Here is a 14,633-nt window from a genome sequence, read left to right as displayed (position 1 = left end):
CACTGTCAGTGGTGGTCCGTAGGCTCGCCCTTGATGCCCACGACACGTGCAAACACCAAGGAACCCGGAACCGCGAACAACCGTGGCCGTTCCGCCGTACGTACGCTGCTGCGCCTGTGGCCCTATGTACGGCCGGTGCGTGTACGGCTGTTCAGCGCCGCGTTCGTCGCAGTCCTCGCGTCGTGCATGGGGCTGGTGATCCCGCTCGTCCTGAAGTGGATGGTGGACGGACCGATCGCCGACCACGACTCGCGCGGTGTGTGGTCGGGCGCGCTGTGGCTGCTGCTGCTCGGGCTCGGTGAGGCGCTGCTGTTCGGGCTGCGGCGCTGGCTGGTGGCCCGGCCGCTGGCCGGGGTCGAGGCGGCGATGCGGGCGGATCTGTACCAGCGGCTCCAACGGCTGCCGGTCGCCTTCCACGACCGCTGGCCGTCCGGACAGCTGCTCTCCCGGGCGACCTCGGACCTGATGCTGCTGCGCATGTTCCTCGCCTTCCCTCTGACGTTCCTGCTGGTCAACGCGGTGACGATCCTGGTCGGCGTGATCATCATGCTGGTTCAGGACTGGTCGCTCGGGCTGGTGATCCTGGGGCCCGCCATCCCCGTACTGATCGTGTGCATCGTCTTCGAACGGCGCTACCACCTCGTGGCCCGGCGCGCCCAGGACCAGGTGGGCGACCTGACGACGGTCGTCGAGGAGAGCGTGCTCGGCATCCGGATCATCAAGGGCTTCGGCCGGCACCGCAGCCAGGCACGGGCCTTCCGCGACCTGGCACGGACCCTGCGCGGCACCGAACTGCACAAGGCCCGCCTCCTGTCGTCGATCTGGGCGGCGATCGTGACGCTGCCCGAACTGGCGATCGGAGCGGCGCTGGTGCTGGGCACCGTGCAGGTGGCCGACGGCGACCTGTCGGCCGGCACCTTGGTCGCCTTCCTCTCCACCGCCCTCGCCCTACGCTGGCCCGTGGACTCCATCGGCTTCCTCCTCGCAATGAGCCAGGACGCGGCAACGGCCACGGAACGCTACTTCGAGGTGATGGACGAGGAGACCGAGGGCGAGGGGGAGGTGGTTCCCGGCGGCGGTGCCCCTGCGACCGACGGGCACCAGGGCGCCCCCGAAGGGGCGCGGGGAACTGCGCGACCAGCCCCCACCGGACCCGCAGCCGACAACCCACGAACCGGCGAAGCCACACCGCCGCGCCCGGGCGCGCCCGACACGGCCGACGCCGGCCGCGGCCTCCGCTTTCACGACGTCACCTTCCGATACCCCGACGCCCCCGTCGACTCCCCTCCCGTCCTCGACCACGTCGACCTCCACATCCGTCCCGGCGAGTCCATGGCCCTCGTCGGGACGACCGGCAGCGGCAAGACCACACTGACCGCACTCGTCCCCCGGCTCCACGAGGTGACCTCGGGCCGGATCACCCTCGACGGGCACGACATCTCCGCCCTGCCCAGAGAAGCGCTGCGCGCCCTCGTCGCCGTCGCCTTCGAGGAACCCACCCTCTTCTCGGCGAGCGTCGGCGAGAACGTCCTCATGGGGGCCGGGGACGAGGCGGGCGACGCCGAGTTGCGGCACGCGCTCTCCGTCGCCCAGGCCGATTTCACGCACTCGCTTCCGCAGGGCACCGACACCCAGGTCGGCGAGCAGGGCCTCAGCCTCTCCGGCGGCCAGCGGCAGCGGCTCGCGCTGGCCCGGGCGGTCGTCGGCAAGCCCAGATTCCTGGTCCTCGACGACCCCCTGTCCGCGCTGGACGTCCACACGGAGGCCGCCGTCGAGGCCGCGCTGCGCCGGGTCCTCGCCGACACCACCGCCCTGATCGTGGCGCACCGCCCGTCCACGGTCCTGCTCGCCGACCGCGTCGCCCTGCTCTCCGGCGGCCGGATCGCCGCCGTGGGCACCCACCACGAACTCCTGCGCACGAACGCCGAGTACGCCTGGCTGATGGCCGGCACGGACGAGGAGACCGGCCCCGGCCACGGCTACGACGACAGCAGCACCGACAGCTTCGAGGAGGCCGCCCGATGACGGCGCCCACGACGACCGCGCCGACCCCCGACGACGAACAGCCCCCCGGGCCACATCCCGAGGCCGCTCTCGCCGCTCCTTCCCAACTCCCGGCCCCCGACGACCCCTTCGACCAGGACGACCTCCCCACCCCCAAGGGCGCCACCGCAGGACTGCTCCGCTCGCTCCTCGCCCCGATGAAGGGCCGGGTCGTCCTCACCGCCGTGCTTCTGCTGCTCCAGCAGGCGGCGGTCCAGGCGGGCCCGCTGCTCGTCGCGTACGCGATCGACAGTGCCGTCCCGGCCTTCCGCGACCACGACAACGGGCCGCTGGTCGCTGTCGGCGTCGGCTATCTGCTGTGCGCGCTGGCCTCGGGCGGGCTCCAGTACTGGTTCATCGGGTCCGCCGCCCGGGTCAGCCAGGACGCGCTGCTCGATCTGCGCGGGCGGATCTTCCGGCACGCGCAGGCCCTCAGCCTCGACTTCCACGAGCGTTACACCTCGGGCCGGCTGATCTCCCGCTCCACGGCGGATGTCGAGTCGCTGCGCGAGCTGCTGAACGACGGGCTCCAGGAACTCGTCACCGTCGCCCTGTCGTTCGCCTACATCTCGGCGACCCTGCTCTGGCTGGACCTCGGCCTCGGCGGGCTCGCCGTCGCGTCCCTCGTCCCCCTCTGGCTCCTCATCCGCTCCTACCGCCGCCGGGCCGCCCGCGTCTACGGGCTGCGGTCCACCGCCATCGCCACCGTCATCGTCAAGTTCGTCGAGACGATGAACGGCATCCGGCCGGTGCGCGCGTTCCGCCGCGAGGCCGCCAACGACGCCGAGTTCGCGGTCCTCAACAAGCGGCACGAGCGCAGGAACGGCGACGCGCTGCTGGAGATGGCCCGTTACGTCGTCGGCTCCCGGGTCGTCGCCAACACCGCTGTCGCCGCGATGGTGTTGTGGGGCGCCCACCGCGTCGCGGACGGCTCCCTCGAACTGGGTGTGCTGGCCGCCGCCGTGCTGTATCTGCGCCGGCTGTACGACCCCATCGACCGGCTCGGCATGTTCCTCAACTCGTACCAGTCGGCCACCGCCTCCCTGGAGAAGATCTCCGGGCTCCTCGCCCAGGCGCCCTCCGTCCCGGAGCCGTCGACTCCGCTCCAACTTCCGGTACGGGAGTCCGAGCACCCGGGTCGCGAGGTCGTCTTCGACGACGTCCGGTTCGCGTACCGCACCGGCGGCGAGGTGCTGCCCCGCTTCGACCTCACCCTCCCGGCCGGGCAGACCGTCGCGGTCGTCGGCTCGACCGGCGCGGGCAAGTCCACCCTGGCCAAGCTGCTCGCCCGCTTCTACGACCCCACCGAGGGGCGGATCCTCCTCGACGACGTCGATCTGCGCGACCTCTCCAACTCCGAGCTGCGGCGCGGGGTCGTGATGGTGACGCAGGAGGCCTTCCTGTTCTCCGGGAGCGTCGCCGACAACATCGCCATAGGGCGCCCGGACGCCGAGCGCGAGGAGATCGAGCAGGCCGCGAAGGCCATCGGCGCCCATGACTTCATCAGCGCGCTGCCGGAGGGCTACGACACGGACGTACGGAAACGAGGCGGCCGTATCTCCGCCGGGCAGCGCCAACTGGTCGCGTTCGCGCGGGCGTTGCTCGCCGATCCGGCGGTGCTGATCCTCGACGAGGCGACCAGCTCGCTGGACATCCCGGGTGAACGGGCCGTACAGCGCGCGATGTCGACGGTGCTGAACGGACGTACCGCCGTCGTCATCGCGCACCGGCTGTCGACCGTGGAGATCGCCGACCGGGTGCTGGTGATGGAGCACGGACGGGTCGTGGAGGACGGACCCCCGGCCGAACTCATCGCCGGTACGGGCCGGTTCGCGGATCTGCACCGGGCCTGGCGGGACAGCCTGGCATGAGTTCGTGAGCCACCAGTACAGGACATCAGGCACAGGACGGGACCGGGGGACGGCTGAGAAATGATCGACGCGTACGAGGATCCCGGCACGCCCGACTCCCGGGGCCCCGCCCGCTATCTGCTGTGGCTGGTGCGGCAGCAGTGGCGGCGGTGTGCGGTCGGCGCGCTGTTGGGCAGCACCTGGACGACGCTGATGGCGTTGACGCCGTATCTGTTGTCCCGGGCCGTCGACGACGGTCTCGAACCGGGCGACCAGGCCGTACTGGCGGGCTGGGCGGGCGCGATCCTCGCCGTCGGGACGTTCAGCGCGTGGCTGAGCATCATGCGGCACCGCACGATGACCCGCATCCGGATGGACGCCAACTTCCGCACGGTCAAGGTGGTGATCGGGCAGGCCGTACGGCTGGGGGCGGCGCTGCCCCGGCAGGTCGGGGCCGGGGAGGTCGTCACGATCGGCGTCGGCGACGTGTCGACGATCGCCCAGTCGCTGACCTTCGTCGGGCCCGGCATCGGTGCGGCCGTCTCCTACGCCGTGGTCGCCGGACTGCTGCTGTCGGTGTCGCCGACGCTCGCCGCCGTGATCCTGCTCGGTGTGCCCGTCGTCGCCTTGCTCATCGGACCGCTGCTCGGCCGGCTCCAGGGAGTGGAGGGGTCGTACCGGGAGCGCCAGGGCATCCTGACCGCCCGGATCGGCGACCTCTCGGGCGGGCTGCGTGTCCTCAACGGGCTGGGCGGCAAAGGGCTGTTCGCCGACGCCTTCCGCCGTGACTCGCGCCGCCTCCAGGAACAGGGGTACCGGGTCGGGGCGGTGAGCAGCTGGATCCAGGCGCTCGGGGTCGGCCTGCCGACCCTGTTCCTGGCCCTGGTGACCTGGCTCGCGGCCCGGCTGGCCGCCCAAGGGGACATCTCCGTGGGCGAGTTGGTGTCGGTGTACGGCTATGTCGCCGTGCTGATCGTGCCGGTGGCGTTCTTCATCGAGTGCGGTTTCCAGATCAGCCGCGCGCTGGTGGCGGCGAGGCGGGTCGTACGGTTCCTGGCGCTGGAGCCGGACAACGACGGCGGCGACCAGGCACTGGACGCGCCCGCGTCACCCGCCGCGCTGCACGACCCCGACTCCGGCGTGACCGTCGTACCGGGGCGGCTGACCGCGCTCGCCGGTGCCCGGCCCGCCGATGCCGCCGACGTCGTCGACCGGCTCGGCCGGTTCGCGCCGTCGGCGGCGACCTGGGGCGGCGTACGGCTCGACGAGATCGCCCTGGCGCAGGTGCGCGCCCGCGTCCTGGTCGCCGACAACGAGGCCGACCTGTTCGCCGGGACCCTGCGCGAACTGGTCTCGGGGCGCCGGGAGTCGAGCGAGGCGGCCATCGCACGGGCGGTGCACGCGGCCGTCGCCGACGACATCGTCCTGGGGCTGCCGGACGGGCTGGACTCGGCGATCGACGCCCAGGGCCGCAACCTCTCGGGCGGTCAGCGCCAGCGCGTACGCCTGGTGCGGGCGCTGCTCGCCGACCCCGAGGTGCTGCTGGCCGTAGAGCCGACCTCGGCACTGGACGCGCACACGGAAGCAGCGGTAGCGGACCGACTGCGCGCCGAACGCACGGACCGTACGACGGTCGTGGCCTCCACCTCACCCCTGCTGCTGGACCACGCGGACACCGTGTACTACCTGGTCGACGGCAAGACGGCAGCCGTCGGCACCCACCAGCGACTCCTCGCGGAGGAACCGGGTTACCGGGCCCTGGTGGCCCGCGACGCGGACGAGACCGACGAAGAAGACCAGCATGACCTGGAGAACATCGAGGAGTCCGTACGGTGAGCGCCCAACTGCCCGTTGCCAGTGCCGCCGACGTCCGCCGGGCCGCTGTCCGGCTCGTCCGTGCCGACGCTCCCGCCTTCCTCGCGCTCCTGCTGCTGAACTCCCTCGCCGCCGGAGCCGGGCTTGTCGCGCCCTGGCTGGTCGGGCGGATCATCGACGAGGTGCGAGCCGGGGCCGGGGTCGGTGTCGTGGACCGGCTCGGACTTGTCATCGTCGTTTGCGCGGTGGGGCAGTTGCTGCTGGCTCGCTGGGCCCGGAACGTCGGGTACCGGTTCGGGGAGCGGACGCTCGCTCGGGTGCGGGAGGAGTTCGTCGACCGGGCGCTCGCCCTGCCCGCCTCCGTCGTCGAGCGGGCCGGGACCGGGGATCTGACCGCCCGGGGGACGGCCGACGTCAGCCAGGTCGGCACGACCCTGCGCGATGCCGGGCCCGAGCTGCTCATCGCGTCGGTGCAGTGTCTGTTCATCGGCGGTGCCGTGTTCGCGCTCGATCCCCTGCTCGGGCTGTCGGCGGTGCTCGCGCAGAGCGGTATCTGGTTCGCGCTGCGCTGGTATCTGCGCCGGGCGCGCACCGCGTATCTCGCCGAGGGCTCCGCCAACTCCGAGGTCGCGGAGATCCTCGCGGCGACCGCGTCGGGGGCGCGCACGGTCGAGGCGTTCGGGCTGGCGGAGCGGCGGGTGGCGGTGAGCCGGGAGGCGCTGGACGAGTCGCGTCGCAGGCGGCTGCACACCCTGTATCTGCGGTCGATGTTCTTTCCGCCGGTGGAGGTGTCGTACGTCCTTCCCGTGACCGTCGTGCTGGTGCTGGGCGGCGCGCTGCACGCGCAGGGGGCGGTCAGCCTCGGGGCGGTCGTGGCGGCGGCCCTGTATCTGCGGCAACTGGAGGCGCCGCTCGACGAGGTGCTCACCTGGATGGAGCAACTGCAAAGCAGCAGCGCCTCGTTCGCTCGGGTCGAGGGGCTCGGGCAGGCGCCGAAAGGTGCGTCGGAGGCATCCCCCGTACCCGTCGGTGACCGCATCGACGTGGTCGGTGTGCGGTACGCGTACGACCGTGGGGGCGAGGTGCTGCGCGGGGTCGATCTGACCGTGCGGCCGGGTGAGCGGCTCGCGGTGGTGGGGCCCTCGGGTGCGGGCAAGACGACGCTGTGCCGGCTGCTCGCGGGCATCGACGAGCCGCGTTCGGGCAAGGTGACCGTGGGCGGCGTACCGATCGCCTCGCTGGGGCCCGAGGAGCTGCGGCGGCAGGTCGTGCTCGTCACCCAGGAGCACCATGTCTTCCTCGGTACGGTCCGGGACAATCTCCTGATCGCCGAACCGGCCGCCACGGACGCCGAGTTGTGGGCCGCGCTGGCCGCGGTCGGCGCCGCCGACTGGGTGCGCGAGCTGCCGGCCGGGCTGGACACGGAACTGGGCCCCGACGGGGAGGCGACCGACGGTTCGCGGGCGCAGCAACTGGCGCTGGCCCGCGTGGTGTTGGCCGACCCGCACACGCTGATCCTGGACGAGGCGACGGCGCTGCTCGATCCGACGACCGCGCGTCACACGGAGCGCGCGCTGGCCGCCGTACTCGAAGGGCGGACGGTGATCGCCATCGCGCACCGGCTGCACACCGCGCACGACGCGGACCGGGTGGCCGTGATGGAGGAGGGGCTGCTCACCGAACTCGGCACGCACGAGGGGCTGGTGGCGGCGGACGGGGCGTACGCGGCGCTGTGGCGGTCGTGGCACGGGGAGCAGCAGCACGAGCCCTTGAAGGGTGAATAGTCCGTATAGCGAACATGACCATCCGGGCAACGGACTGTTTCCAGCCAACTTCTTGACGCGGTCCTGACAGCATATGCGCTCGCCTGGCACTCTTCCCACGGCACCTTCACAGCCGCTCCACAGCAACACCGCTGTGTTCTTCGCCGCGCATCCGCACGCACCGGTTCTGCCCCGGACGGACGACCACCGTCCGGTCCCCCCTGGCCGCCCGACCCGCGGCCATGCAGAAGGAGTCAGTGTTGAGACGCCAGTCCCACAGACGCACCCCCCACACAACCTCCCACACCAGCACCACCCAGCTCTCCCGTAGCACCCAGCGACGGGTCGCCACCGGCGCCCTCGTCGCCGTAACCGCCCTGCTGGCAGCGGCCGTTCAGTCCGGTGCCGCCACCGCCGCCCCGGAGAAGGCACCGTCGGCCGCGGGCAAGGTCATACCGGGCGCCGAGTCCGTCAAGCTCTCCCCCGCCCAGCGCGCCGCGCTGCTCGCCGAGGCCAACGCCACCAAGGTGGAGACGGCCGAGGAACTCGGCCTGGGCGCCAAGGAGAAGCTCGTCGTCCGTGACGTCCTCAAGGACGGCGACGGCACCGTGCACACGCGGTACGAGCGCACGTACGACGGACTCCCGGTCCTGGGCGGTGACTTGGTGGTCGACACCGCCAAGTCCGGTGCCACGGAAGGCGTCGTGAAGGCGACCCGGGCCACCATCAAGGTCGCGTCCCTGACGCCGAAGATCGCCGCCGCGAAGGCGGAGACCCAGGCGCTGGGCGCGGCGAAGGCGGAGGGGGCCAAGAGCCCCGACGTCAACAAGGCGCCGCGCAAGGTGATCTGGGCCGCGAGCGGCACCCCCGTACTCGCCTACGAGACGGTCGTCGGCGGCTTCCAGCACGACGGCACCCCGCAGGAGCTGCACGTCATCACGGACGCCACCTCGGGCGCGAAGCTGTTCGAGTGGGAGGCGATCGAGACCGGCACCGGCAACACGGTGTACTCCGGCACGGTCGAGCTCGGCACCACGCAGTCCGGGTCGACGTACAACCTGACCGACGGCACGCGCGGCAGCCACAAGACGTACAACCTGAACCGCGGCACCTCCGGCACCGGCACCCTCTTCTCGGGCTCCGACGACATCTGGGGCAACGGCCTGGCGTCCAACCTGGAGTCGGCAGGCGCCGACGCCGCGTACGGCGCCGCGCTGACGTGGGACTACTACAAGAACGTGCACGGGCGTTCCGGCATCCGGGGCGACGGCGTCGGCGCGTACTCGCGCGTCCACTACGGCAACAACTACGTCAACGCGTTCTGGCAGGACAGCTGCTTCTGCATGACGTACGGCGACGGCTCGGGCAACGCCAACCCGCTGACGTCGATCGACGTGGCCGCGCACGAGATGACGCACGGCCTCACCGCCAACACGGCCGGCCTCAACTACAGCGGTGAGTCGGGCGGGTTGAACGAGGCGACGTCCGACATCTTCGGCTCGACGGTCGAGTTCTACGCCAACAACTCCTCCGACGTCGGTGACTACCTCATCGGCGAGGAGATCAACATCAACGGCGACGGCACGCCGCTGCGTTACATGGACAAGCCGAGCAAGGACGGCTCGTCCAAGGACAGTTGGTACTCGGGCATCGGGTCGATCGACGTGCACTACTCGTCGGGTCCCGCGAACCACTTCTTCTACCTGCTCTCCGAGGGCAGCGGCACCAAGACCATCAACGGTGTCACCTACAACTCGGCGACCTCGGACGGGCTCGCGGTGACCGGCATCGGCCGGGACAAGGCGGAGAAGATCTGGTTCCGCGCGCTCACCACGAAGTTCACCTCGACCACCAACTACGCGGCGGCCCGCACCGGGACGCTCGCGGCGGCGGGTGAGCTGTACGGCACGACGAGCGCCGAGTACACGGCCGTGCAGAACGCGTGGGCCGGTATCAACGTCGGTACGCGTCCGGGCGGTGGCGGTGGCACCGGGACCTCCTTCGAGTCCACGACCGCCGTATCGATTCCGGACAACGGTGCGGCCGTGACCTCCTCGCTCGCGGTCACCGGGATCACCGGCAACGCGCCGAGCAACCTGATCGTCACGCCGGACATCACGCACACCTGGCGCGGCGACCTCGTCGTCGATCTGGTGGCGCCTGACGGGTCGGTCTACAACCTGAAGCCGTTCAGTTCCTCTGACTCGGCGGACGACGTGAACGAGCCGTACACGGTGAACGCCTCCTCCGAGGTCGCCAACGGGACCTGGGTGTTGCGGGTCCAGGACCGGGCGGCACAGGACACCGGCCGGATCAACGGCTGGAAGATCACGTTCCCGACGGCCTGAACACACAGCTTGTAAGGGCCCGTTCGGGCGCTGTTCAGGACCCGTGAACGACATGGCGCCGCCCCGGTGGATCAACTCACCGGGGCGGCGCTTCCTTTGCGGCCCCTGTACTGCGGTTTTGTTGCCACCGTGCCTGATCTTTAGCACCGCTTTACCAAGATCGCGTCGTGTTACATGCATGAAACGTTCATCCGGCAGTCGGTTTTCGGCCAACATCACTTGAGGGTCCTGACATGTACGCGCCCCCAATGTCACTCTTCCACCGCACGCCGCAGCAACAGCACTCCAGCTTCACGACAACCTCCGGACGATCACCCCAAGACCGTCCGGATCCCCCACAAAGGAGTTCGCGTGACCCCCCTCTACGCGCGTCACAAGCGCACCACTCTGGCCATCGCCACCGCGGTCGCGGCCGGAGCCCTCATCACCACCGGTCTGACCACCGGTGCCTCCGCGGAGAGCGAGCCGGCCGGTACCACGGCCAAGGCCGCCGCCGTGCCCGTCACCCTCTCCCCCGCCACGCGCACCGCGCTCATCAAGGAAGCCGCCGCCGAAGCCCCGGCGACCGCCGACGAGATAGGCCTCGGCGCCAAGGAGAAGCTGGTCGTCCGTGACGTCATCAAGGACGCCGACGGCACCCTGCACACCCGCTACGAGCGCACCTACGCGGGCCTGCCGGTCCTCGGCGGCGACCTCGTCGTGCACGAGGACGCGGCCGGCGAGACCACGGGCGTGACCAAGGCGCAGAAGGCCGCCATCAGCGTCACCGACCTCACCCCCGAGGTCACCACGACGGCCGTCGAGAAGCAGGCCGTCACGCTCGCCAAGAAGGCCGGCTCCACCAAGTCGGAGGCGTCGAACGCCCCCCGCAAGGTGATCTGGGCCGCCTCGGGCACCCCGACCCTCGCCTACGAGACCGTCGTCGGCGGCCTCCAGGAGGACGGCACCCCGAACGAGCTGCACGTCATCACGGACGCGGCCACCGGCGCCAAGCTGTACGAGTACCAGGGCATCGAGAACGGCACCGGCAAGAGCCTGTACTCGGGCACCGTCTCGCTGAGCACGACACTGTCGGGTTCGACGTACCAGCTGACCGACGGCACGCGCGGCGGCCACAAGACGTACAACAAGACCCACGGCACCAGCTCCTCGGCCGGCACCCTGTTCACCGACGCCGACGACACCTGGGGCACCGGCGCGGCCTCCAGCTCGACCACCGACCAGACCGCGGCCGTCGACGCCGCGTACGGCGCGCAGAAGACGTGGGACTTCTACAAGGACACGTTCGGCCGCTCCGGCATCAAGAACAACGGTGTCGCCGCGTACTCCCGCGTCCACTACGGCAACGCGTACGTCAACGCGTTCTGGGACGACAGCTGCTTCTGCATGACGTACGGCGACGGCGAGAGCAACACGCACCCGCTGACCTCGCTGGACGTGGCCGGACACGAGATGACCCACGGCGTCACCTCCAACACGGCGGGCCTCAACTACTCCGGTGAGTCCGGCGGGTTGAACGAGGCGACCTCCGACATCTTCGGCACGGCCGTCGAGTTCTACGCGGCGAACTCCTCCGACGTCGGTGACTACCTCATCGGCGAGGAGATCGACATCAACGGCGACGGCTCGCCGCTGCGTTACATGGACCAGCCGAGCAAGGACGGCGGCTCCGCCAACTACTGGTCGTCCACGGTGAAGAACCTCGACGTCCACTACTCGTCGGGCCCGGCGAACCACTTCTTCTACCTCCTGTCCGAGGGCAGCGGTTCGAAGACGATCAACGGGGTCAGCTACAACTCCCCGACGTACAACAGCTCCACGCTCACGGGCATCGGCCGCGCCAAGGCCGTACAGATCTGGTACAAGGCGCTCACCGAGTACATGACGTCGACGACCAACTACAAGGGCGCCCGCACGGCGACCCTGTCGGCGGCCTCGGCCCTGTACGGCTCCAGCAGCACGGAGTACGCGGCGGTGAACGCGGCGTGGGCGGCGGTCAACGTCACGGCGTGACCACGCGGTAGGTGAGAAGCAGGTGACCGGCGGGGTGGTACCCGGAACGAAGGCATTTCCGGGTACCACCCCGCCGTGCTGCCGTCGGCACCCCCGCCGCACAGCCGTCCGAACCCCCCGCCCTACCCTTGGGTCCCATGTCCTTCACGTACGCGGAGGTCGGCGCGACCCGCGAGCGCGGCTTCCGTTGTCCGCCCGGCTTCCACCACCTTCATGTACGCACCCGCATAGGCGAGGGCGAGCAGGTCTTCCGGCGCGCTTCCGAGGCCGTTCTCACCTGGGAGATGCACCGCGCGATGGGGGTGGGCATCGACGCGAGTGCCGAACGGGCGGCCCCGGACGTCGACGTCACGGTCACCCTCGCCGGGATCGTCAAGGCGCCCTGCCGGGTCGTCTGGACGGTGGAGGAATACCGGCGCGCGGGCTGGGCGTACGGCACGCTGGCCGGTCACCCGGAGTGCGGCGAGGAGTCGTTCGTCGTGGACCGCACCGGCGACGGCACCGTGTGGCTGACGGTCAGCGCGTTCAGCCGCGGCGCGAAGTGGTACGCGAAGGCGGCCGGACCCGCGACCCGGGGCCTGCAGCATGCCTATGCACGGCGGTGCGGGGTGGTCCTGCGGCGGCTGTGCGGAGGGTACGGCGAGGACTGAGCGCAGAGTAAGCCGAGGTCGGAGGGTCTGCGCGAATTCCTGGCCGGGAAACCGGTCCAACTCCCCCTTTCGTACAGGTGTGCTGCGCTAATCTCGCGGTCACCCGTGCCACGCGAGAGACCAGGGCCCTCATGCCACCCCAGCACCGCAGCCGCACCGCAGCGATGGCCTATGCGGCAGCCGGTATGGAACCGCCCCCCGTGGTCCCGCTGCGCAAGAACGACCCCCGGCAGGCGGGCCCCTACCAGTTGGAGTCGCTGCTCGGCAGCGGCGGTATGGGCCGGGTCTATCTGGGCCGGGACACCAGCGGCGGTACGGGTCTCGCGGCCGTGAAGGTGATCCGGCCCGAGTACGCGGAGGACCCGCTGTTCCGGAAGCGGTTCGAGCGGGAGGTCGGCGCGCTGGACCGGATCCAGGGGGCGCACATCGTACGGCTGCTGGGCAGCGGCTGCGACGAGGACCTGGTCTGGGTCGCCACCGAGTACATACCGGGGCCCACGCTCGCCGAGGTCGTCGCCGCGCGCGGGCCGATCGGCCCCGAGGCGGCCTGGCGGCTGCTGGCCGATGTCGGACGCGCGATCGAGGCCATCTGGCAGGCGGGGCTCGTCCATCGCGACCTCAAGCCGTCCAACGTGATCCTGGGTGCGGACGGCGCCCGCGTCATCGACTTCGGCGTCGTCCAGGCCCCCGACGGCACGGCGATCACCGTCACGGGCCAGAACGTCGGAACGCCCGCCTACATGTCCCCGGAGCAGGCCAGGGGCCGCGAGGTCACCGCCGCCTCCGACGTCTTCTCACTGGCCTCGACCCTGACGTACGCGGTCACGGGACAGGCGCCGTTCGGTGAGGGGACGGGCGTCGACGTCCTGTTCGGGGTGGCCTTCGAGCCGCCCCGGGACGAGGTGCTCGACCTGGTGGGGACCGTCGACGCGGAACTGGCCGCGTTCATCCGCACCTGCCTGGACAAGGACCCCGAGCGGCGCCCACTGCCGGAGACGGTGTTCAGGACAGCCATCGGTCACCAGCTGTCCCCGTCGTCACCGGCACCGGCCGCGCCCCCTCGGGTGAAGCGCCCCAAGCCCCTCCCGGAAGCGGCACCCCCGCCCGCTCCCGCTCCCACCCCCGTCACCGCCCCGCCCGGCGACCGCGGAAAGCCCAGGAACAGCAGGAAGATGCCGCTGGTCGCCGTCGCGGCGGCGGCCGCCCTGGTCGCCGGGGGCATCACCGCGGCGCTGCTGAGCCAGGGCGACGACCCGACACCGGCCGCCACCGGCACCGGCAGCCAGACCGGCACGTCGACCACCCCGGACCTGCTGCCCGGCCCGACCACGACGAAGAACCCGGCCGCCGCACCCACCACCCCGTCCGACGCGGCCACGCCCGCTCCGTCGACGACAAAGGACCAGGCGACGCAGACAGAGCCGACCCAGGTGCCCGCCCAGAACCCCGCGAAGCTGGACATCCGATCCGCCGCCTGCGCCGCGGAGTTGGTCACGGGTGCCACCGGCGACTGCGTCGAGGCCCTACAGCTCCTCCTCGGCGGCCACGGCCTGTACGTCGCGGTCGACGGCCGGTTCGGCCCGGAGACCCTCGCCGCGGTGAAGGCCTTCCAGACCGAGGCCAGGACCGCCGTGGACGGCAGGGTCGGCGCCCAGACCAAGGAACTCCTGTACGGCACCCCGCGCGGCCCGGCCCGCACCGGCGCGCTGACGGTGTCCGAGAGCACCAGCGGCGGCTCGGTCGCCCGCTGTCTCGACACGCGGGGCGGCACCGTCGGGGTGTGGACCTGCCAGGGCACGTCCACCCAGAGGTGGGCCCTGTACCGCGTCCCCGGCCAGGACTCCCGGTACCTCGTCGTCAACCAGGGCAGCCACCGCTGCCTGGACGCAGACGCGGACACCAGCGGCGCGAACGGCCAGTGGATCGGCGCCAGGACCTGCGACGGCCTGGAAGCCCAGTACTGGCGGCTCGGCGACGCCGGCGGGCTCGGCGGCCAGACCTTCGTCAGCATCCCGAACGGCTACTGCCTGGACGCGGAGGCCGCCACGTCGGGCCAGGAGGGCCGGGCGGTCCAGGGCTGGAGCTGCGCGGCCAACGGCAACCAGGCGTGGAGCTGGTCCTGACACACCGCCAGGACCAGCAGGCCAGGTG

8 protein-coding genes are annotated in these 14,633 nt (G+C 71.1%); all 8 read left to right on the top strand.

Features of this window, described 5'->3' with window-relative positions:
* The first annotated feature begins 33 nt into the window (after window positions 1-33).
* Window positions 34-2,025, top strand: coding sequence for an ABC transporter ATP-binding protein (locus ACFYXF_RS08965; RefSeq protein WP_389348874.1), 1,992 nt, complete (start codon window positions 34-36; stop codon window positions 2,023-2,025).
* Window positions 2,022-3,914, top strand: a complete 1,893-nt coding sequence (locus ACFYXF_RS08960; protein WP_389348873.1) for an ABC transporter ATP-binding protein — start codon at window positions 2,022-2,024, stop codon at window positions 3,912-3,914. The genes ACFYXF_RS08965 and ACFYXF_RS08960 overlap by 4 nt, the downstream gene beginning before the upstream one ends.
* A 60-nt stretch (window positions 3,915-3,974) precedes the next feature.
* Window positions 3,975-5,729 carry an ABC transporter ATP-binding protein gene (locus tag ACFYXF_RS08955; protein ID WP_389348872.1) on the top strand — a complete coding sequence of 585 codons (1,755 nt, stop codon included), beginning with the start codon at window positions 3,975-3,977 and terminating at the stop codon, window positions 5,727-5,729.
* The gene (locus ACFYXF_RS08950; RefSeq protein ID WP_389348871.1) at window positions 5,726-7,492 is read left to right on the top strand and encodes an ABC transporter ATP-binding protein; all 1,767 of its coding nucleotides are present in this window, start codon (window positions 5,726-5,728) and stop codon (window positions 7,490-7,492) included. Before ACFYXF_RS08955 ends, ACFYXF_RS08950 begins: the two co-directional genes overlap by 4 nt.
* Window positions 7,493-7,713: 221 nt before the next feature.
* Complete coding sequence (locus tag ACFYXF_RS08945) at window positions 7,714-9,819, top strand: M4 family metallopeptidase (RefSeq protein ID WP_389348870.1); 2,106 nt, start codon at window positions 7,714-7,716, stop codon at window positions 9,817-9,819.
* 351 nt (window positions 9,820-10,170) lie between these two features.
* Window positions 10,171-11,832, top strand: a complete 1,662-nt coding sequence (locus ACFYXF_RS08940; protein ID WP_389348869.1) for a M4 family metallopeptidase — start codon at window positions 10,171-10,173, stop codon at window positions 11,830-11,832.
* A gap of 137 nt (window positions 11,833-11,969) precedes the next feature.
* Complete coding sequence (locus ACFYXF_RS08935; protein ID WP_389348868.1) at window positions 11,970-12,482, top strand: DUF1990 domain-containing protein; 513 nt, start codon at window positions 11,970-11,972, stop codon at window positions 12,480-12,482.
* Between the two features lie 131 nt (window positions 12,483-12,613).
* Window positions 12,614-14,605 carry a protein kinase gene (locus tag ACFYXF_RS08930; protein WP_389348867.1) on the top strand — a complete coding sequence of 664 codons (1,992 nt, stop codon included), beginning with the start codon at window positions 12,614-12,616 and terminating at the stop codon, window positions 14,603-14,605.
* Window positions 14,606-14,633 lie beyond the last annotated feature (28 nt).

Origin of the sequence: Streptomyces sp. NPDC002680 (assembly GCF_042889145.1) — a bacterium.
Taxonomy (GTDB): domain Bacteria; phylum Actinomycetota; class Actinomycetes; order Streptomycetales; family Streptomycetaceae; genus Streptomyces; species Streptomyces adonidis.
Note: the sequence above shows the minus strand (reverse complement) of the source record. Positions and strands in the feature narration are given on the sequence as shown.